Raw genomic sequence first — 18,909 nt, 5'->3', positions numbered from 1 at the left:
TTTAAGGTTTGACAGCGGTTCTATGTTTCGACACGTCAATTTGCCACAGGATGTTCTACCAGCGGTTGCGCCCTATTCCCATGCGGTACGGGCAGGGGATTTTTTGTTTGTCACGGGGCAGCTCGCAGAAGATCCGAAGACGGGACAGGTCGTGCGCGGCCCAATTGAAGACCAGACTCGTCGGGTAATGGAGAATTTGAAGCTGGTATTGGAGCACGAGCAGACGAGCTTTGCCAAGGTGGTGATGGCGCGAGTGTTTGTCACCGACTTTCGGTTCTTTGAGACGGTGAATGAAATTTATCAGTCTTACTTCGAGGCCGGACAATATCCAGGGCGAACGGCTATCGGTGTAACTGCACTGGCAGGCTTTGGTGATGTAGAGATTGATTTGGTCGTCTATTGCGGCGATTAACTTAGAACCTATCCGAAAACCGATGTTGTTCGAGAGATGAGTGCTTAAGGTGAAGGTGTCGCCATAGGAGCAGTCCCAGATGTCTACCGTGACGCCTCCTCGTTCAACCGTCGAAATTGACCCTCGTTATCGGGTGCCCGATGAGCTGTGGGAGCGCCTGCATCCTCTGATTCCAGAGGAGCCACCCAAGCCTAAGGGAGGCCGCCCTCGCATGGATGATCGCCAAGCCTTAGATGCGATCTTTTACATCCTTTGCACCGGCTGTCAGTGGAATGCGTTGCCTCGGTGTTTAGGGGCCTCCAGTACGGTGCATGACCGCTTTCAAGAGTGGCAAACCAACGGCACGTTTGCTCGCTTTTGGCAGGCGGGATTGATGGAGTATGCCCGCACTCAAGGAGTGGACTGGCATTGGCAATCGATGGATGGTGCGATGGTCAAAGCACCACTGGGGGGAAAAAAAGACAGGCCCCAACCCGACTGACCGTGGCAAGTTGGGCACCAAGCGCTCGGTTTTAACCGATGGCAACGGCATCCCACTGGCCTTTGTGCTCGCACCCGCTAATCGGCATGACATGAAACTTGTTGAGGTAACTTTAGAGGCTCAACCGCTGGTGCCACCGGATGTGGAGGACGAGGAATCAAGACATCTCTGTCTGGATCGCGGCTACGACTATCACCCGGTGCGCCAGATTCTCAAGCAGTGGGGCTATCAAGGGCATATTCCGCCTCAAAACGAGGGTGACCTAGTGATTCACGACATTCCCAACTATCGGGCCAGACGGTGGGTGGTCGAACGGACTCATTCGTGGATGAATCGGTTTCGCCGTCTGTTGATCCGCTGGGAGAAGAAGCCCGAAAACTATCTGGCGTTCTTACAACTTGCCAGTGCGGTCATCACATTTCGCTCATCTGAGGTTTTCGGATAGGCTCTTACTGTAGGTTGAACTGAGTGACAACGAAACCCAACAAGCTCTGTAAACGTTGGGTTTCGCGTTGCTCAACCCAACCTACAAAAATTATTTCTAATTCAGCAAATCACCATGACACTTAAACCCCTTGGGACACCTCCCAATGCCTGGTATGTCGATGAGCACACCGCTGATCTGACCCGTCCGCCGCTGCCACCGCGTCCGATTGTGGTGCCAACGGATACGAAAACCCTGAAGCTGGACTTGGCCAAAGTTGCGATCGCAATTATTGATATGCAGAACGACTTTTGCCATCCGGACGGCTGGCTAGCGCATATCGGCGTAGACGTGATGCCTGCTCGTAAGCCGATTGAGCCGATTCAACGCTTTCTGCCTGCGATGCGGCAGGCGGATGTGCCTGTGATCTGGATTAACTGGGGCAATCGGCCCGATTTGCTGAATATCAGTGCCGGACTGCGTCACGTTTACAATCCCACGGGAGCAGGCGTCGGTTTGGGCGATCCGCTACCCAAAAATCAGGCTCCGGTGCTGACCAAAGATAGCTGGGCGGCAGCGGTGGTGGATGAGCTGGAGCAAGCGCCCACGGATATCAAAGTCGATAAGTACCGGATGAGTGGCTTTTGGGATACGCCACTGGACAGCATATTGAAGAATCTGGGCAAAACGACGATTCTGTTTGGCGGTGTGAATGCCGATCAGTGCGTGATGGCGACGCTTCAGGATGCCAATTTTCTGGGTTACGACTGCATTCTGCTGCGGGACTGCTCGGCCACAACCTCCCCGGACTACTGCTGGCAAGCGACGATTTACAACGTCAATCAGTGTTTTGGTTTTGTAACCGATTCCACCGCAATCCTGGACGCACTTCAAGATACTTAATAGCAGAGCGGCTAATCCCGGCCAACAATAAACCAAAGCCTAAGAGTAGCGGTATTGCTGCGATTAGGCGTTATACCAAGTCTGTATATAAGAACCCAATTTATTTTTTGTGAAACGTTTGCTCCGCCAACGTTTCACAAAAAATAAATTATGGGTTTTCTAATCAGACTTGATATTAGGTTCGAATCTGCACCCTTATTCGCAGAGAGGTATCCCATGATGGAGTCCGATCAGTGCGTCATTCCCATTTTCAAAACGCCGCGAGATTATCAGGCGTTTCGCATTAGTTCAAACGATACGAACCGACTGGCAATTGTCTTTGATCCTACGATTGCCAATATGTCGCTGACCTATTGTGTAGAAATTTTTGATCCAGGCGGAAAAACGCCACCCAATCGGCATCAGCTCGCTGTAGAAATGTTTTTCATCCTCAAAGGCGAAGGGATCGCCACCTGTGACGGGAAATCGGTTGCAGTCCAAGCGGGCGACAGCGTTCTAGTGCCGCCCAATGGCATTCACGTTTTAGAAAACACGGGCGCAGGTCGCCTCTATGCCCTCTGCATCATGGTGCCCAATGAGGACTTTGCCGAACTGATTCGTAACGGCACCCCAGTTGAACTGGACGACGAAGACTGGGCCGTCCTGCGCCGCTCCGATACCAAAGTTCCTGCCAACGTGGGTGCGTAATACTATTTTGCCAAATCGGACTACAGATTCAGATGCTGTGGGCGTCGGGGCAGGGGGTCAATCCGTTCCATCCGTCGGGACACGGCATTGCCGTGTCCCGACCCAAAGATTTCACCTTATTTAAACGCGTTCCCTAGCAATGCTCTTCCCCGTTAAGCCCAAACAAACCCATGCCATGCAAACGCGGGATGGTGTACGCCTTGATGCCGATGTTTACGTGCCCGATACTGCCGGGGAGTTTCCCGTTTTACTCATGCGGCAACCCTACGGACGTGCGATCGCATCCACGGTTGTTTATGCTCATCCCACTTGGTACGCGGCGCATGGCTATATCGTGGTGATTCAAGACGTGCGGGGGCGGGGCACATCGGAGGGCGAGTTTCGCCTGTTTGCCCATGAGATTGACGATGGCGAAGATACGGTTAACTGGGCGGCATCGCTTCCTGGCAGCAACGGCATGGTCGGCATGTATGGTTTTTCCTATCAGGGAATGACCCAGCTTTATGCAGTGATGCGAAAACCCGCCGCATTAAAAGCTCTGGCTCCAGGGATGGTGGGCTACGACCTCTATCACGATTGGGCTTATGAGGGAGGAGCCTTTTGTCTCCAAGCCAGTCTGGGCTGGGCGATCCAACTGGCGGCGGAAACGGCGCGGTTGCAGGGAGATAGCGTCGCTTACGAGCAACTATTCAAGGCATCACGTAACTTACCGCTCACTGATCCGGTAATTGCTCGACCGCAGGTGTTAAAAGACTATGCGCCGAATTCGTTCTATCACGACTGGCTAAATCATTCCGATTCCGCTGATGATTACTGGCGCAAGCTCACCCCGGATTTGACGGGTGTTGACCTACCGATGCTGCACATTGGCGGCTGGTTTGATGCCTATCTGCGGGGCACAATTCATTTGTACAAAGAGATGGCGGCCACCTGCCAGTCGCGTCAGCAGCTTTGGGTTGGGCCTTGGAATCATATTCCCTGGGGGCGCAAAGTGGGAGCGGTTGACTTTGGCGCAGATGCGAACAATACGGTTGATACGCTACAAATCCGCTGGTTTGACCATTTCCTCAAAGGTGTCGATACAGGTCTACTCAACGAGCTGCCCGTGTCACTGTTTGAAATGGGAACGAATCAATGGCGCTCGTTTGAGGCATGGCCGAACGGTACAGCTCAAACTTGGTATTTAACGAGCGACGGCTTGGCGAGTATGTGCGATCGCAGTGGCAAACTCCAGCCAAACCCCAGTGATATCAGCCAACCGGACGTTTTCGTGCATGATCCCTGGCGACCCGTACCAGCAGTAGGTGGACACTCCTCCTTCCCCGCTGGTATGTTTGACCGCTCCAGCGTGGACTGCCGCAGCGACGTGCTGACCTACACGACAGATTGGTTAGATGAACCAGTTGCGATCGCAGGTGATATCACCGTTGAACTGTACTGCACTGCCGATGCTCCCAGCTTCGATCTCTGTGCTGTGCTGTCAGAGGTCTATCCTGATGGCCGAGTGTATAACCTGTCTCAGGGATATCTGCATATTTCTGCCCCGCAGTCTGAAGCGACTACTCGACGCATTCAGCTCCAGCCCATTTGCGCTCAGATTTCGTCGGGTCACGCTTTACGGTTAAGCATCAGCGCATCCTGTTTTCCGACTCATCCGGTCAATCCGGGCACAGGCGAAAATCCGACACAGGCACAGCAAATGGATGCCCAAATTGTTACATTAACGATCAATAGCGGTGGTGAAGCAACATCGAAAGTGGTGTTATCTATAAGCAACTAAAAAAAGCAAAAGGCCCGCGATGCGGGCCTTTCACGTCAATTATTGGTAGCTAAGTTTAGCGGCGGGGATTGCGATTTTGGTTCCGCTCATCAACTACGATTACCTCAGGATCATTGTCATGATCAAGGTCGTAGGTCTTCGTTACGTTACCTTCACGAACAGGCCGCTGATTCGCCGAAATTTCGCGACGGTCAACCTCTACCTCTTCCCGCACATAGGTATTCGACTCTGGGCGAGTATTCTCAGGCGCTTCGAAGATTTCAAATTCTTCAACATTGCGATCGCGCATGATTGACTCAGCGCGACGCACTTCGTCATCGTTACCGCTAACCATCATTAGATAGTCGCCAGCTTTGATGCGATTTTCGTAGACTTTGGCCTTCTCTTCCGGAATACCCAAGCCGATCAAAGCACCAACAATACCACCGGTTGCTGCGCCAATTCCAGCTCCAGCTAGAGTTGAACCCAGCGCGCCGATTTCTGCACCAGCAGCTAATACTGGACCAACACCAGGGATGGCCAGAACGCCAACACCAATCAGGAAGCCAGTTACACCACCTAAGATGGTACCTGTGCTGGCACCAATGCCAGCGCCTTCTTTCGCTTCATTGCCGTGAGTTTCATCACGAACCTCATCGGCTCCTTCGATGTTATCGACGTTGCGAGCCAGCAGAGACACGCGATTCATATCGTAGTTATCGTCTTTCAACCGACGAATAATATGCTCGACATCGCTTTGGTTTTTGAAGACACCAACTGCTCGCTTGTAAGAGCGATTGTTGGGAGTCATGCGGGTATCTTGTTCTCGAATAGCCATATATTTCCTCTAACTAAATGCTTTAGTGTTTGCAGTATTTGCAGGTATGTTTCATGTGAGTTGTCACATGAAATCTGCGCCATGTTGGCGTGTACAGATTCGATCGCTGCCGCTGTGGGCTAGGGCGAGATCTGTAACCAATCGACAAGCTGAACCTATTCGTCAACCGCCGAAGGATAAATTTCCTCTGCTACAATCACGGGTCGGTCGTAGCTTTCGGTGAATTCGTTAATCTGATCGGGTGTCAAACCCAGGTCGTACTGCTGCTGTAGCGCAGTCGCATCAAAGGGTTGAGCCTGTCCAGTAACGACTAACGTTTCGCCTTCCTGCACGTTGGTTCCTTCAGCCTTCAAGCTGCGGTCAACACCAACTACCAGCAGGCCAATGTCATCGACCCAGCCTTCTTCAAATAAGGAGATGGTGCTGGGAGAATAAATTCCTCGTACGTCACCTTCGATCGCAATCGTCTGATTACTGAAGAAATCAGGATTTTGCGTCAGTTGTTCGGTCGTTGGTGCTAGAGCCAGAGAATCTGCAATGATGGCAGGCTGACCTTCGTAGTCACCATAGATGGCATCGTCTAGATCCAATCCATACTGGTTTTCAACATCAACCTGAACAAACTCGGCAACCTCACCCGTTACCTGTACCGGAACTTCTTCAGTCGGTACAGCAAAGGGGGCTGTGGTCGCGTTAACCACGAGAATGGACTCGCCGCCATCGGCTTCTAGCAAAAAGCTAGAATCACCTACGGTTTCCTGTACAGCGCTTCTGACTGTAACTGTTTGGCCGATTAGGGTATCAACGTTTTCTAGACCGGTACCTTCTGTTGAATCCAGTCCGCTAGAAACATCCTCAGTCGTGACGTTGGTTTGGCCTTCGCTGATTTCCTCATTTTCCCCCACCGTATTACAAGCGGGGAGAACGAATAGTGCAGCTCCCAGTGCGATCGCACCTAAGACTGAGCGATTGCGCTGAGGCAAGTACCTCAATTTCTTATTTTGATGAGTCATAGTAATTCTTTGTTCTCCTAGAGCACTGCTTTCATCTGAGCCATCGATTAATGCTTGAGTCGCGATATCGCAATCTAGAGGCTGAATCTCGCTTAATCGATGGCGCGACCAAATGTGATTCGGTCATGTAATCAACGATTTAGCCACGATTAATTCACCACAGAATAAATGAGCTAAATTTTCCTCACTAATTTGCGATTCTGCGATTTCATTGCGACTATGGGACAAACCTTATATAGGTTCAGCGCGATTTAATTGCGCATTCAATTGCTGTGTTGGGTAAGCAATATCGGACTATATATAAGTTGAGTAAAAACCTAGAGCTGTTCATTAAGAACGCCTGTAATGCAAGCGTTTTACAACAACAGGATTTTCACTACATTTCCACTACGCAAACATGAGAATTAGCGATGGCTGTGTAAATGTAATTTTTAGTATTCAGCTATATTCACGGTATGTCGTGGCGACTGTTACTTACTCCACCAAGGGAGCGAGTTTGAACGAAAATGAACCTTACCCAAGGAGGCAGAACGCCAATCAGCAGAGCAACGGTTTAATAGGGAAATGTCTGTCGAAAATGCTTGCGAAACGGTAAACGTGGCTGAGTAGCTAAGTTGTTCGACCTACTCAATAAGACATTGACATCCTGCATCAACGACAGCGAGGTATAGCTCATTTGGTATAGCTCTTACCCGACTATGGGATGAAGGAAGTTTGCCGCCTCACACATAGACTTGGAAATAGCTCAAGGCTTTTATAGCGACAGTCGCTTCATGCCACGACAAACTGTTTTGGCAGGGCGGCAGCATTACTATGTTCAAGTGTTCAATCAAAGTTTCAAAAAAGTTCAACTTAACGTTTTTGACTTAACGTTCAGTGTTCAGACTTTGTAGACTGAACAACCTAGATTTAATGGGTTAGCGCTATATCAGCTTTGCAAATATGAAGATAAGTTTGAGGATTCGCTATGACCCAGTTTAAACATTCACAGTTGGGCAGATTCCGGAACGGTGCGATCGCACTTGTTTTGGCTAGCACAGCCGCTCTAGCCGCTTGTGGCCCTACCAATGAACCCGTGGCTGAAGACCCCGCAGTCGATCCAAACGTTACGACAGAAGAGCCCGTGGCTGAAGAGCCAGCCGAGATTGCAGAAGAATATAACGTTGCGCTAGGCGATTTAACTGGCAACGTTGAAGACTATTTAGGACAAGCCGTTTCAGTCCGAGGTGAAGCTGAAACAGCTCTGGGAGAAAGTTCCTTCTTGCTCCAAGACGATCAGCTATTTGGTGGTGAAGAAGTCGTCGTATTTAATGCCACCGGAACTCCATTCTTGCTCCCGACTGATGATGAACCTACCGAAGACGTTCAAGTCACGGGTGAAGTACGCCAGCTAGTTGTTGCTGATTTCGAGCGAGAGTACGGTCTCGATTTAGATCCACAGCTCTATACCGAGTACGAAGATCGGCCTGCACTTGTTGCAGAATCGATTGCATTTTCGCCCGACCCAGAAGAAGTCACCGAACAACCTGAACAATACTACGGACAGACGATCGCAGTTTCAGGTGAGATCGGAGAACAGTTTTCAACCAATGCCTTCCGGCTCCAAGAGGAAGGTTGGTTTGAAGGCGATGAAGTTCTCGTGATCGGAGCCTCAGTTCTGCCAACTGTTGAGGAAGGTGAAGAGGTGGTTGTTACAGGTACTTTACGGCCTTATGTGGCAGCCGAATTCGAGCGGGACTACGATTTGACTTGGGATTTGGATCTGCAGGAGCAGATTGAAGCAGAGTACACCGATCGGCCCGTACTGGTTGCTGACGAAGTTTACCCAAGTGCTCAATAGATTGCTTGGGAAATAGCCGCGCCATACCCGATTTCGAATTTGATATCGGGTGTGGTTAAAACTCAATGTCCTCCAGATAAGAAACGGTAGGACAGCGGCAGAATGCTAGCTCTTGAGCGACCACGTGCAAGTGGGCAAGCGCTTGAAGGCTGGTTCCCGTTCAATCAGATATTTACCTTATTCAAATTGGCACAGTTATACGAATTGACACAGCCACCGAAGTGAGAAGCTAAGCGAACAAGCTGGCAATAGGCAACTCACGATGGATAAGAACTATAGACATGAAGATAAGATAAGGAGCGATATTATGCGATCGCAAAAGCTAAGTCTCAAAAAACTGTTTCCGCTCACGGCATTACTGCTTGTTTTGCCCTTAGCGGCTTGTCGAGTGGAACAGGAAGAAACAGGTAGCCTACCTGATGTTAATGTAGACGTTGAACCTGGTAGCCTCCCGGAATACGATATCCAAGGCCCAGATGTAGAGGTCGGCGTCACAGAACGTACCGTTACCGTTCCTAGAGTGACTGTCGTTCAGGAAGAAGAAACGGTTGAGGTGCCTTACGTTGATGTCAGCGTGCCGAATGCTGAAACAATTGAACGGACAATCAATCCAGAAGTAGAGGTGCCCTCAGACGGCTATAACCTGACGATTCAAAGCGTTTATGCAGTAAATGATGAATTGTGGGTCGTCTCTCAGTTAGAAGAAACGGATCCAAATGCGCCACAAGCAGACGTGTACGTATCTGATCAGGTGGTCATCAATGCTCCTGATATGGCTATTCGGCACTACATTGTGGGAGAGCGACCAGACAGTAGTTTCAATGATCAGTATACGTTTATTGGCAACCGCGACCAAATTTCATCTCAGCTAGAGGCAGGCCGACAGATCTACAATCGAACCCCAGTCAGCTAAATTGGCTCTTTCTTGACACGAGATCTGCTCGTCGTCAAACCCAACTTTTAATTGCCGTAGTAGTCAGCTTAGGCTGACTACTACGGCACATCATTTTCCTAGCGGCGGATTGGGTGTTCTGTGAGCGGAGCGCTATTGCGGCCTAACCGATTCCCACAGGTTCTGCAATAGCGCTGTTCCCTGTTGCCAGAGATCGACTGGGCCGATGCCAAAAACGATTTGAATCAGTAATAGAATAAGCGCGATCGCAACTGCGGTCGAAAGCGTCGTCTTTACAATCTTCAGCAGCCAGGTAAAGACCAAGAAGGACACCACCAAAGCTGCAATTAGAATAATCACATCAACAGACACAGACAAGTCTCCACAAACGCCACTAGATTGGTATACATCCCCTCAGCGTCGTTTTCATCAAAGTGTGGCAAACTCTTGAAATCAGCTAAGACCGCTCTTCTACACTTTTTCAACCAGCCCTTCGTACCAACCTCTTCAGGTGCTTGATTGGCAAGGTGCAATATGAGTTTAAACATTTTTGAGGGGCAGCACGCTGCCCCTCAAAAATGTTTATGTTTGGACTGTTAAGTGGAAGCTTTGCCCTATACAGCGGCAGGCTGCTTCGAGAATTCTGCGATCGCTTTTTCAATAAAGGCCGGAATATCGTCGGGGTTACGGCTGGTAATCAGACCGCGATCCACCACAACGGTTTCATTGACCCACTTGGCACCGGCGTTTTTCAGGTCAGTTTCCAGTGATGGCCAAGAGGTCATCTTGCGATCGCGCACCACGTCGGCTTCGGCCAGCGTCCAAGGGCCGTGACAGATGGCCGCAACGGGCTTACCCGAATCAAAGAATGATTTGACGAACCGAACTGCCTTGAGGTTAATCCGCAGTTGGTCAGGATTAACCGTGCCACCGGGCAGCACTAGCGCATCGTAGTCATCTGGGCTAGCGTCGTCGAGGCTGACATCAACCGGGAACATATCGGCTTTGTCGTAGTGATTCCAGCCCTGCACCTGTCCGTCTTCGGGAGACACGATATGGGTAGTCGCACCTGCGTCGTCGAGTCCCTGACGAGGCTTTGTTAGCTCAACTTGCTCAAATCCGTTGGCGACGAGAATCGCAATTTTTTTATTTTCTAAAGGCTTTGCCATAAAGGTTTTGCTATTTGTGACATCCCTTCCAGCCTATGCGTCACAGACAGCGATATCGTCTAGCTCATGACAGAACCAGGGATTGAGCGGGTCTTTCAAAAGTTGAATGAGGTGCGATCGCACCATTTCTCATTACTTCTGATAAACATGCACCTCACGTTGCGGAAAGGGAATATTAATATCCGCTGCATCAAAGCGCTTCTTAATCGTTTCGGTTGTGTCACACATCACTGTCCAGTAGTCAGCACCGTTGACCCAAGGCCGCACGGCAAAGTTAACGCTGCTGTCCGCCAGTTGAAACAGGCTGACGGTTGGCTCTGGGTCAGCGAGAATCCGGCTGTCCTCGTTCAGCACATCCCAAATAATCTGTCGCGCCTTGTCAACATCATCGCTGTAGCCGATGCCAAAGACCATATCGACGCGGCGGGTCGGGTAGCCGGAAAAGTTTTTGATGTTGTTGCTCAAGATGCTGGAATTCGGCACAATCACCTTGCAGTTATCCGGCGTCTTGAGCGTGGTGGTAAAAATCTCAACTTGTTCCACAATGCCCATTGCGCCAGCGGTTTCAATAAAGTCACCCGCTTTAAACGGACGGAACAGAATAATCAAAATGCCAGCGGCAAAATTGGAGAGAGAACCCTGGAGGGCTAGACCAATTGCCAAGCCTGCCGCACCCAAAACGGCCACAAAAGATGCTGTCTCGACGCCCAACTGGCTGAGCGCGACGATAACAACTGCGATCAATGCTCCGTAGTAGACCAAATTGCCAATAAACGCCACAACGGTGGCATCCACATCCCGCTTGGTCATCAGCCTCCGAGTTAAACGGCGCAGCCACTTGGCAATCCAGGTGCCAACAATCAAAACTGCGATCGCAGCTAGTATTTTCAGCCCAAGCTGAATTGCGAGTTCCCCCAACCATTCAGCATAGTCAACCGCCGAATTCGCATCGGCTTGCAGGAAGAGGTGCAGCGGCAGCGAATTCCATCCCAACAGACCAGAAAGAGGCTCTACCAGGTGCATCATGCTACCCAGGGCAATGTGCATCGATTCACTCCTCTAACGTTAGTTTTAGATATCAAGCGTCAGCTATAGCGTTTGCTATGACACTCGAATTTTTCCTGAAGTAAGCTATCACATCAGGATGATTCAGAAATCTAACTTAAGGCCAGGTTTAGGGCTGGGACGCTGGATCCGGATAAACCGCTGCAAACAGAGCCGAGTAGTCAACATCGGCCAACCCCTGCTGCACTGCCTGATCGACAATTTGGCTGACGGCAGTGACCAGAGCGGTATTAATGCCGATGGCGCTGGCTTCGTCAGCAAACAGGTTCATGTCCTTCAGCAAATGCTTGGTCGGGAAATTGGGGTTTTCAAAGTTGCGATCGCACATTCGTTGGAGCTTCTTGTCAAACGTGGGCGCATACAGCGCACTCTGCCGCACGATGCTCATAAACTGTTCCGGCTCAATGCCCTGCTGCATAACAAAGCCAAGGCTGGTGGAAAAAGCGCTGGTGAGCGACCCGATGAGCTGATTCATCGCTAGTTTCATCGCCGCCGCTTGCCCAACGGTACCAACATGCAGCGGTTCGGAACCGAGACTCTGAAAAATCGGCTGCCACTGGTCAAACTGCTCCGGCGTACTGCCCACCATCACAATCAGGGTGCCCTCTTTCACCTGGGGAATGCTGCCCAGCACTGGGGCTTCCAAATACTCTCCGCCTGCGGCCTGCACATCTTTGCAGATAGCCTGACTCTGCTGCGGGCCGATGGTGCTCATTTGGATAATCGTGTGATTCGCGATCGCAGGTTTAGCGCTGTCGCTGAGAATCAGATCTGCGATCGCATCGGCATTCGTCACCATCAGCAGGGTACAGTCCGCCGCTTGCATCACCTCGGCAGGAGAATCAACAATTTCACCCCCTGCATCTGCGATCGGATCAAGTTTCTCGCGGGTACGGTTATAGGCCACCACTTCAAAGCCATCAGCAAGTAACCTCAGCGCCATCGGCTGACCCATCAATCCAGTACCCAGGATTCCAACTTTCACAATTTGCGTCTCCAACTTTCACTGCCACGATTGTAAAGGTCGCTATTCGGAAAATTCACTGGTTTGACTGTAGCAAGGCTATACAGGCAACAGACTGGTTTCATAAATTGGAGCGATTTCTATGATCTCATGGCGACAGATTCCTCTAGTTGGATTGAGCTGTCTCACAGTATAGCCGTAGCCATTCTCATTAGGACGCCGCTTGCTTGAGAACCGCTTCCATTGCCTGGCGTAAACTGGTTGAGGAGGGGAGACGCTTTCGAATGCGGCTTTTTAACCAAGCCCAACACTTCTCAATGCGATTGAGGTCAGGAGAATAAGGGGGAAGATAAACCAGGTGAGAGTTGGCGGCCTCAATCAGTTCGGCGATCCGTCCGCCTTTGTGAAAGGTGGCATTATCCACAATCACCCAGTCCCCTGGCTGCAAGGTCGGAATTAAGCAAGTTTCAAGCCAGGTCTCAAAGACCACTCGATTACAAGTTCCTTCAATGGTAAACGGAGCAATCAGCTCAGAGCCTCGATAGCCCGCGATCATATTGACTCGCCCGTGGCGTTGGCCAGATTTGAGGTCGTAAACTCGTTCACCGATAGGGGCATATCCATAGCCGTAGTCGTCGCGCTCATCCATGCCCGATTCATCGACATAGACTAAATGAGTCGCCTTTGGATCGCCGAGTTGAGCTTGAAACTCAGCCCGTTTCCCCTCGTCTCGTTGGCCGTAGCCATAGGTCTTTTTTTTCGCGTAAAGCCAATCTTTTGCAATGCCCGAGACATCGTTCGTTGGCTGATGGGGTCGGGCCACAAGGCGGCCATCTCCGCTTGCGTTTTGTCTTGATGCTGCTTGACAAAGCTGCGAAAGGCATCCCAGTCTTTGATTTTGGCTCTTGGATTGGCAGTTGTCCTGACGTTGGCTTTGAGATGCCCTAGTTCAGCCTTTTGCCGATACCAGCGGTTTATTGTATTGCGGCTGATGCCAAATCCTTCACTCACCTCACTTTTCTTGAGGCCGTTTAACTCAATCGCGTCGATCACTTTTTGCCGAAAATCTTCGCTGTAGGGTTGAGCCATCCAATTCCAAGCGCAAAATACTACCTCTTAACCCTAGCTTATGTCCTAACCTAAGTGGCTACAGCTATATTGGTTGGTTTCGGGTTGACCAGCACAGGTTGCACCCGGCAACAGCCTCAGCAAGATATGCAGTCTGGCGATGAAAGCTCACTGCCAGTTGCCACTGAACAGACGGTCGCAACCTCGCCTTCACCCAAGCAGGCAGAACCCCGTACCGGCCAAGCCTCTGCCGTCGCGTCTAACTTTTATCCAGGCATGGCTTATACCGAAGTGATTAATCAGATTGGCCCACCGGATCAAATCATGTCTCGCAAAACGACTTACCGCTGGGAACAAGGTGAAAACTTTTTTGCGATCGCGTATACCGAGGAGGGTCAATTTGCTGGATCTGGCTTTATCCAAACCTCTACGGATCATGCTTTCAGTGAAACCGACCACGATACATTTCAACAATTGGTGAATCGTCAGGCGAGTTATGCCGAATTTGCCCAGGCATTTGGAGACGCAACGAGAACACTGGAAGAAGTGGAATATGGATGGCTCTATGAAAACAATGTTTTCTTGCGGCTAGGAGTAATGGAGGAGAAAATCACAGGTGTGGGATATTGGTAAACAGAAAGTATAAGGGATAGTCCCGCAGAGTGAGGAACTTTGAAGAATTGGTTGGTTTAAGCGCTCCAGATTAATGCGGCAACCAGTACGGCAACGATAGCCCCAATCAGCGTATTTAGAAAATTGACCATTTCGTTGGTGAGCCAATCCCACTGCTCTTGTAGCGTTGCGCCAATCACGCTTTCAGCATTTGTGCCAACAAAGGCCGCTAGTACGCAGATCAAGATGCCCCAGCCGCTGATTAGTCCAGTTGCCCAACCGACAGTTGAGATCGCAGCCGATCCAATTACCCCGGCCAGCGTCCCCTCTAAACTCACAGCCCCCTCTGTCCCTGCCGGAACGGGCTTCAGCGTGGTGATCAAAAACGTGTGCTTACCGTAGGCTTTGCCAATTTCACTGGCGCAGGTATCCGAAAGCTTGGTGCTAAAGCTCGCCACGTAGCCCAGTGCCAGCCAGCTCGTCCACGGTTCATTTGGCCACTGAGCCAGGGCAATCAAGCCAATTCCCACTGCACAGAACAACCCCGTCAATGCCGAACCCCAGACATTTTCTGGCCCCCGTGCGCCAGAACGCTTTTCAGCAATGCCCGCCGCTTCTTTCTGCGCCAAGCCAACTCGCGTCACGCCTGACCCAACCAGAAAATAAAACATCACCACCGCATAGCCCGACCAGCCGAGAATGCCAAGAATCACCACGCCCAAAAACCAGGCATGGAGCAGCCCCATCGGCGTCAGCAGCTTTTTCGGAGCCAAAACTGCGATCGCAGCTAAAACCGTATTTAATCCCAGCGCAATCCACCACGAGGATTGCAGTCCAGCCTGAGAGAATAAGTTCAGTGACAGGGGCATAGCACCAAAACGCATCGACAGTACCATCCTAGTTTAGGGCTTATATGAGTTGTGCAAACTAGGGCTACTCACATACTCACATCTTGCACCTTGCAAATCAAGAACCCAGAAGAGGAATTTTGCCGCCGCGTTGCGGCGGCAAAATTCCTCTTCTGGGTTTAGTTCAAACTGAAGCTTGCTATATTCACCATTAGACGCAGAGCAATAAACGCAGAACAACGGGACGAAGAGAAACGCAATGATGAAGTTGACATACTACGGGGCAAATAGCTGGCTAATTGATCTGGGGCATACCCGCATCCTGCTCGATCCGTGGCTGGTTGGCGATTTGGTATTTGGCAATCAGTCCTGGTTTTTCCGGGGCTATCGGCAGCAAAATCCCGGTATTCCCGATCAGTTTGACCTAATTTTGCTGTCCCAAGGATTACCGGATCATGCCCATGTGCCGACACTAAAGCAGCTTGACCGCAATATTCCCGTCATTGCATCTCCCAGCGGGGCCAAGGTGGCACAACAGCTTAACTATACTGATGTCACGACGATGGAACATGGACAAGCCTATCAGTTTGATGATCGGCTGAGTATTCGAGCGCTACCAGGTGCGCCGATTGGTCTGCAGCGGGAAAATGCTTACATCATTTGCGATTTGCAGACCGACACCAAGCTGTATTATGAACCACACGGTTTCTACGCTGAAAATGTGCAAGACTACGCCCCAGTTGATGTCTTAATTCATCCGCTGGCGAATCTGGAATTACCCCTAGTCGGAGCGATTATTCAAGGACATAAAACCGCAATTGATGTTGTGAAGCACCTTAAACCACAAGTAATTTTGCCAACTGCTGTGGGGGGAGATGTGGAGTACGAAGGCATTCTGGACTCTATGTTGAAAACAATCGGTAGCCCAGAGGAATTTCGTCAGCAGTTGGCCGCGCAACAAATTGAAGCGCAGATCATTGAGCCGCAGGCCGGACGACCCATTGAACTTCAGCTTCATCCAGTGGCGTAAATTGTTTTAGTGTTTCAAACCTATGGGTGGTTGTGGAGGGCGCGCTGAGCGCGCCCTCCACAACCACCCAACACAGATCTAGAACAGAACCGCATAAATTCCTGTCAAAGGGATGGTTAGAATTGTGGATTAAATAGCCTGTAAACCGTTCCATCCGTAGGGACACGGCATTGTGTCACGCGCTGTAAGGGTATGCCCCTGATGCGCCACAAAACTATACCCCTGTTGTCCGAATTCAGCGCTAATACAGAGGTAAGAGTTTCTCCGATATTGAGGAAGGAGAGAGCCATGGCTAAAGCAATTGCTGTGCCCATCCGGCATGAGATCATTGAACGGCATCAGCAGGGCGAGACCTTAGCCGCCATTGCCGGATCCCTCTCGCTGTCCTACTGGGGTGTGCGCCAGATCTGGCGACGGTACCGCGACAGGGGCGAAGCCGGACTCGCGTTGAGGGGAGAGGGGCGTCTGCGGCGGGGATTTGGCTGTGAGCGTTTGATCTATCGCAGTGCGCTGTGGTTGAAACGCCATCATCGAGGCTGGGGTGCAGGCTTGATTCGGGTGGTGCTCAGACAGCGGTATCAGGCGTTATGGGTGCCGCATGAGCGAACGTTGCAGCGTTGGTTTCGCCAGCAGCACCTCAACCCACTGCGGGAGCAGCATCCGCCTGTGACCCGAGAGCGAGCCCAGCAGGTGCATCAGGTTTGGCAACTGGATGCCACGTCTCATCAGCAGTTGGCTGACGGCACGCCAGCGAGTTGGATTTCACTCATTGATGAACACAGTGGAGCGCTCTTACAAAGCGAAGTTTTTCCCCCACTACGTCTTTGAAGCCGTCCCAGCCTCGGACGTGCAATCAGCCCTGCGCCGGGTATTTACCCGCTGGGGACGACCTCAAGCGCTGCGGGTCGATAACGGATCGCCATGGGGCAACTGCCACGCCCTGCCCTCGCCACTGACACTCTGGTTGAGCGGACTCGGCATTGAGGTGATCCACAATCGACCCTACTGTCCCCAGCAGAATGGCCAAGTTGAACGGGCTCATGGCGTGGTCAAAAGCTGGATTGAACCCGCCACCTGTGCCAACTTGCAGACGCTGCAAGCTCGATTAGACCAAGCGGCAACAGTCCAGCGCACGCTCTACCCCAGTTGTCCTCATCAGCGCCCTCGCGACCAATACTACCCCGCCTTAGCTCACGGCGGCAGAGCCTATGCGCCTGACACGGAAGCCGAGCAGTGGCATGTCGCGCAGGCATTGGCTCATCTAGCGGGCCATCGCTGGTCTCGCAAGGTGAGTCAGACGGGGCAGATTTCGGTGTACAACCGCAATTATTCGGTCGGTCGTCCCTATGCTGGACAGATGGTCACCGTGCATCTCGATCCGAGCGCTCTGACATGGGTGATTGAAAATCACTCTGGACAGGTGATTGCTCGACTTGTCTGCTCTGGCTTAGATGCTCATGCGCTTCGAACCTTGCAGATGACCTATCGCAAGTCCTGCCGCCGCAAATCGACATCGGGGGCATAACCTTACGTCGCACTAGGGGCATACCCTTACGTCGGGTGACACAATGCCGTGTCCCTACGGATGGAACGGTTTATTAAATCCGCGTTTCTTAGGTCAAGCCTAACTGTCCCTCTGACGACTAACCTGAATTTGCTGATCAATCAAGGCTTCAATTTCGGCCTGTAGCTGGTGCAGCGACCAGTTGCCGTAGAGAGAACCCGCGATCGCACATCCGCCTGCACCTACGCCTTCCTTGACGTACCCCTGCTCATAGGCTTGCAGTTGAGGATGGCACGACGATTCAAAGCTCAAACCCGTTGCTAGCAAAGGCACATCGCCCACTAGCTGCGCGAGTCCCACCGTATCTCCTGTCGGGTCTTCTGCTACCCAGCGCGTTGTCCCAACTACCACGTTTTCCGGTTGCCAGGGTTGGTGGTGATAAGTTGCGATCGCACGAGCCAGAGCATACACCGCTAGCATTTGTGTACCTCCGGCAAGCAGTATCCCGCTGGTTTGGCTGGCAGTTAGCACCATTCCGGCCACGACCACCTGCATGGGATCACCGATGGCGGCGACGAGGGCTAGGGGATCGGGGAACGAGTTGGTGGTTGATAGTGATTGGGAGGATGGAGGGTGAACAGTAACGTGATGGGGCAAATGTGCGATCGCATTTACCGCTTCACATCTCATCCTGAACTGACTTAATCCGGCTTCCACGACCTGCCGCTTCTGGTTGTGGTTACACGTCACGTGGCTGCTGTTGACCTTGTCCCAGGCTGGGATACCAAGTCCAGTCAGCACGGCCAGAGCTGTCGTTGTGCCGCCGACCACGCATTCGCCCAAAATCAGATAGGATGCTGTTTCCGCCAGTCGCTTCCCCCAGTCCATTCCTTGCTCTAGCAAATGCTGCACCGTTGCTAGCGGCATCGCTTCTCCCGTGGTTACGCAACCAGCCGCTTGCCCACCCAAATCGACGCAGGGAACAGTTGGTGGATGAAGTAACCCCGCATTAAATATCTGAATCGGAATCTGCTGTGCAGCCAAGACAGCGCGTGAAATATACACCGGAGACGCCCCTGCCTGGAGCGGCGGCAGAGGCCGCTTGGGCTGGGGCGTACAGCCATTGACTAGAAATTCTGCATCTGCGATCGCGGTATATTCCCGATCTGCCGGAGTGGCTCCAGCCGCTGAAATTCCGGGCAGCAAACCTGTCGCCGTAAACCCCAGAACGCAGGCAAAAAGCGGCGGTTGGCCCCGGTAGCGATTAAGCCAGCGCTGCGCCTGGTCAATTTGGGTATACGTCCGAATGGCATTCACGCGTTGTTTGTGCCTCTTTAAAGACCAATGGTGATATTCCAGTCATCATGCTCTGGGATTGCCAGACTATTAAGAATCAGAAA

General features: G+C 51.5%; 20 protein-coding genes. 11 read left to right on the top strand and 9 right to left on the bottom strand.

Translation table 11 applies throughout. From position 1 onward, the window contains the following. Positions 1–22 precede the first annotated feature (22 nt). The 5 genes from AC286M_RS18205 (at position 23) to AC286M_RS18185 (ending at position 4,687) form a co-directional block, all read left to right on the top strand. Positions 23–412 (top strand): RidA family protein, encoded by a 390-nt coding sequence (locus tag AC286M_RS18205; RefSeq protein WP_488205735.1) that lies wholly within the window; start codon positions 23–25, stop codon positions 410–412. Positions 413–491: 79 nt separating this feature from the next. Beyond that, positions 492–1,338, top strand: a protein-coding gene (locus tag AC286M_RS18200; protein ID WP_488203451.1) for an IS5 family transposase whose coding sequence is annotated in 2 segments (ribosomal slippage) — positions 492–866 and positions 868–1,338 — 846 coding nt in all. Because the reading frame shifts where the segments join, the coding sequence is not laid out codon by codon here. Between the two features lie 114 nt (positions 1,339–1,452). Continuing rightward, a complete protein-coding gene (locus AC286M_RS18195; protein ID WP_488205734.1) occupies positions 1,453–2,220 on the top strand; it encodes a cysteine hydrolase family protein in 768 nt (255 codons plus the stop codon). A gap of 216 nt (positions 2,221–2,436) precedes the next feature. Then, positions 2,437–2,907 carry a cupin domain-containing protein gene (locus AC286M_RS18190; RefSeq protein WP_488205733.1) on the top strand — a complete coding sequence of 157 codons (471 nt, stop codon included), beginning with the start codon at positions 2,437–2,439 and terminating at the stop codon, positions 2,905–2,907. A 139-nt stretch (positions 2,908–3,046) separates the two neighbouring features. After that, positions 3,047–4,687 carry a CocE/NonD family hydrolase gene (locus AC286M_RS18185; RefSeq protein ID WP_488205732.1) on the top strand — a complete coding sequence of 547 codons (1,641 nt, stop codon included), beginning with the start codon at positions 3,047–3,049 and terminating at the stop codon, positions 4,685–4,687. Positions 4,688–4,742: 55 nt separating this feature from the next. Here AC286M_RS18185 and AC286M_RS18180 read toward each other — a convergent pair whose 3' ends face one another. Both AC286M_RS18180 and AC286M_RS18175 read right to left on the bottom strand, forming a co-directional pair. Continuing rightward, the gene (locus tag AC286M_RS18180; RefSeq protein WP_488205731.1) at positions 4,743–5,504 is read right to left on the bottom strand and encodes a hypothetical protein; all 762 of its coding nucleotides are present in this window, start codon (positions 5,502–5,504) and stop codon (positions 4,743–4,745) included. Between the two features lie 155 nt (positions 5,505–5,659). Further along, complete coding sequence (locus tag AC286M_RS18175; RefSeq protein ID WP_488205730.1) at positions 5,660–6,517, bottom strand: hypothetical protein; 858 nt, start codon at positions 6,515–6,517, stop codon at positions 5,660–5,662. 967 nt (positions 6,518–7,484) lie between these two features. Here AC286M_RS18175 and AC286M_RS18170 point away from each other — a divergent pair. After that, on the top strand, positions 7,485–8,357 hold the full coding sequence (locus tag AC286M_RS18170; protein WP_488205729.1) for a hypothetical protein: 873 nt from the start codon (positions 7,485–7,487) through the stop codon (positions 8,355–8,357). A gap of 262 nt (positions 8,358–8,619) precedes the next feature. Next, positions 8,620–9,270 carry a hypothetical protein gene (locus tag AC286M_RS18165; protein WP_488205728.1) on the top strand — a complete coding sequence of 217 codons (651 nt, stop codon included), beginning with the start codon at positions 8,620–8,622 and terminating at the stop codon, positions 9,268–9,270. A gap of 132 nt (positions 9,271–9,402) precedes the next feature. On the opposite strand, the gene AC286M_RS18160 is transcribed toward AC286M_RS18165, so the two are convergent. From AC286M_RS18160 to AC286M_RS18140, 5 genes are all read right to left on the bottom strand, one after another. Beyond that, a complete protein-coding gene (locus AC286M_RS18160; RefSeq protein WP_488205727.1) occupies positions 9,403–9,621 on the bottom strand; it encodes a hypothetical protein in 219 nt (72 codons plus the stop codon). 242 nt (positions 9,622–9,863) lie between these two features. Beyond that, on the bottom strand, positions 9,864–10,418 hold the full coding sequence (locus AC286M_RS18155; protein ID WP_488205726.1) for a type 1 glutamine amidotransferase domain-containing protein: 555 nt from the start codon (positions 10,416–10,418) through the stop codon (positions 9,864–9,866). A gap of 132 nt (positions 10,419–10,550) precedes the next feature. Then, positions 10,551–11,465 carry a mechanosensitive ion channel family protein gene (locus AC286M_RS18150; RefSeq protein ID WP_488205725.1) on the bottom strand — a complete coding sequence of 305 codons (915 nt, stop codon included), beginning with the start codon at positions 11,463–11,465 and terminating at the stop codon, positions 10,551–10,553. A gap of 127 nt (positions 11,466–11,592) precedes the next feature. Then, complete coding sequence (locus AC286M_RS18145; protein ID WP_488205724.1) at positions 11,593–12,468, bottom strand: NAD(P)-dependent oxidoreductase; 876 nt, start codon at positions 12,466–12,468, stop codon at positions 11,593–11,595. A 190-nt stretch (positions 12,469–12,658) separates the two neighbouring features. Continuing rightward, a protein-coding gene (locus AC286M_RS18140) for an IS630 family transposase (protein ID WP_488204631.1) occupies positions 12,659–13,536 on the bottom strand; the annotation gives its coding sequence in 2 pieces (ribosomal slippage) (positions 12,659–13,204 and positions 13,207–13,536; 876 coding nt in all). Between the two features lie 84 nt (positions 13,537–13,620). Between AC286M_RS18140 and AC286M_RS18135 the strand changes: the two genes are divergently transcribed. Continuing rightward, the gene (locus tag AC286M_RS18135; protein ID WP_488205723.1) at positions 13,621–14,148 is read left to right on the top strand and encodes a hypothetical protein; all 528 of its coding nucleotides are present in this window, start codon (positions 13,621–13,623) and stop codon (positions 14,146–14,148) included. Between the two features lie 56 nt (positions 14,149–14,204). Here the strand turns inward: AC286M_RS18135 and AC286M_RS18130 are convergent, their stop codons facing one another. Further along, positions 14,205–14,996, bottom strand: coding sequence for a TIGR00297 family protein (locus tag AC286M_RS18130; RefSeq protein ID WP_488205722.1), 792 nt, complete (start codon positions 14,994–14,996; stop codon positions 14,205–14,207). A 238-nt stretch (positions 14,997–15,234) separates the two neighbouring features. On the opposite strand from AC286M_RS18130, the gene AC286M_RS18125 reads away from it, so the two are divergent. The 3 genes from AC286M_RS18125 to AC286M_RS18115 all read left to right on the top strand — a co-directional run bounded on the left by AC286M_RS18125 (position 15,235) and on the right by AC286M_RS18115 (position 17,530). Further along, positions 15,235–16,005, top strand: a complete 771-nt coding sequence (locus AC286M_RS18125; protein ID WP_488205721.1) for an MBL fold metallo-hydrolase — start codon at positions 15,235–15,237, stop codon at positions 16,003–16,005. A 288-nt stretch (positions 16,006–16,293) separates the two neighbouring features. After that, positions 16,294–16,833, top strand: coding sequence for a transposase family protein (locus AC286M_RS18120; protein ID WP_488202997.1), 540 nt, complete (start codon positions 16,294–16,296; stop codon positions 16,831–16,833). Beyond that, the gene (locus AC286M_RS18115) at positions 16,718–17,530 is read left to right on the top strand and encodes a hypothetical protein (RefSeq protein ID WP_488202996.1); all 813 of its coding nucleotides are present in this window, start codon (positions 16,718–16,720) and stop codon (positions 17,528–17,530) included. Before AC286M_RS18120 ends, AC286M_RS18115 begins: the two co-directional genes overlap by 116 nt. A gap of 99 nt (positions 17,531–17,629) precedes the next feature. On the opposite strand, the gene cobT is transcribed toward AC286M_RS18115, so the two are convergent. Continuing rightward, on the bottom strand, positions 17,630–18,826 hold the full coding sequence (gene cobT / locus AC286M_RS18110; RefSeq protein WP_488205720.1) for a nicotinate mononucleotide-dependent phosphoribosyltransferase CobT: 1,197 nt from the start codon (positions 18,824–18,826) through the stop codon (positions 17,630–17,632). Positions 18,827–18,909 lie beyond the last annotated feature (83 nt).

It is taken from the genome of Thainema salinarum CENA647, from assembly GCF_057732415.1.
The sequence above is the reverse complement of the archived record's forward strand: the minus strand, read 5'-3'. Positions and strand labels throughout refer to the sequence as shown.

Excerpts from the sequence above, each read along its gene's own strand:
- AC286M_RS18205 (WP_488205735.1), top strand. The coding sequence starts at position 23 with ATGTTTCGACACGTCAATTTGCCACAGGATGTTCTACCAGCGGTTGCG.
- AC286M_RS18195 (WP_488205734.1), top strand. The coding sequence starts at position 1,453 with ATGACACTTAAACCCCTTGGGACACCTCCCAATGCCTGGTATGTCGAT.
- AC286M_RS18190 (WP_488205733.1), top strand. The coding sequence starts at position 2,437 with ATGATGGAGTCCGATCAGTGCGTCATTCCCATTTTCAAAACGCCGCGA.
- AC286M_RS18185 (WP_488205732.1), top strand. The coding sequence starts at position 3,047 with ATGCTCTTCCCCGTTAAGCCCAAACAAACCCATGCCATGCAAACGCGG.
- AC286M_RS18180 (WP_488205731.1), bottom strand. The coding sequence starts at position 5,504 with ATGGCTATTCGAGAACAAGATACCCGCATGACTCCCAACAATCGCTCT.
- AC286M_RS18175 (WP_488205730.1), bottom strand. The coding sequence starts at position 6,517 with ATGACTCATCAAAATAAGAAATTGAGGTACTTGCCTCAGCGCAATCGC.
- AC286M_RS18170 (WP_488205729.1), top strand. The coding sequence starts at position 7,485 with ATGACCCAGTTTAAACATTCACAGTTGGGCAGATTCCGGAACGGTGCG.
- AC286M_RS18165 (WP_488205728.1), top strand. The coding sequence starts at position 8,620 with ATGGATAAGAACTATAGACATGAAGATAAGATAAGGAGCGATATTATG.
- AC286M_RS18155 (WP_488205726.1), bottom strand. The coding sequence starts at position 10,418 with ATGGCAAAGCCTTTAGAAAATAAAAAAATTGCGATTCTCGTCGCCAAC.
- AC286M_RS18150 (WP_488205725.1), bottom strand. The coding sequence starts at position 11,465 with ATGCACATTGCCCTGGGTAGCATGATGCACCTGGTAGAGCCTCTTTCT.
- AC286M_RS18130 (WP_488205722.1), bottom strand. The coding sequence starts at position 14,996 with ATGCCCCTGTCACTGAACTTATTCTCTCAGGCTGGACTGCAATCCTCG.
- AC286M_RS18125 (WP_488205721.1), top strand. The coding sequence starts at position 15,235 with ATGATGAAGTTGACATACTACGGGGCAAATAGCTGGCTAATTGATCTG.
- AC286M_RS18120 (WP_488202997.1), top strand. The coding sequence starts at position 16,294 with ATGGCTAAAGCAATTGCTGTGCCCATCCGGCATGAGATCATTGAACGG.
- AC286M_RS18115 (WP_488202996.1), top strand. The coding sequence starts at position 16,718 with ATGCCACGTCTCATCAGCAGTTGGCTGACGGCACGCCAGCGAGTTGGA.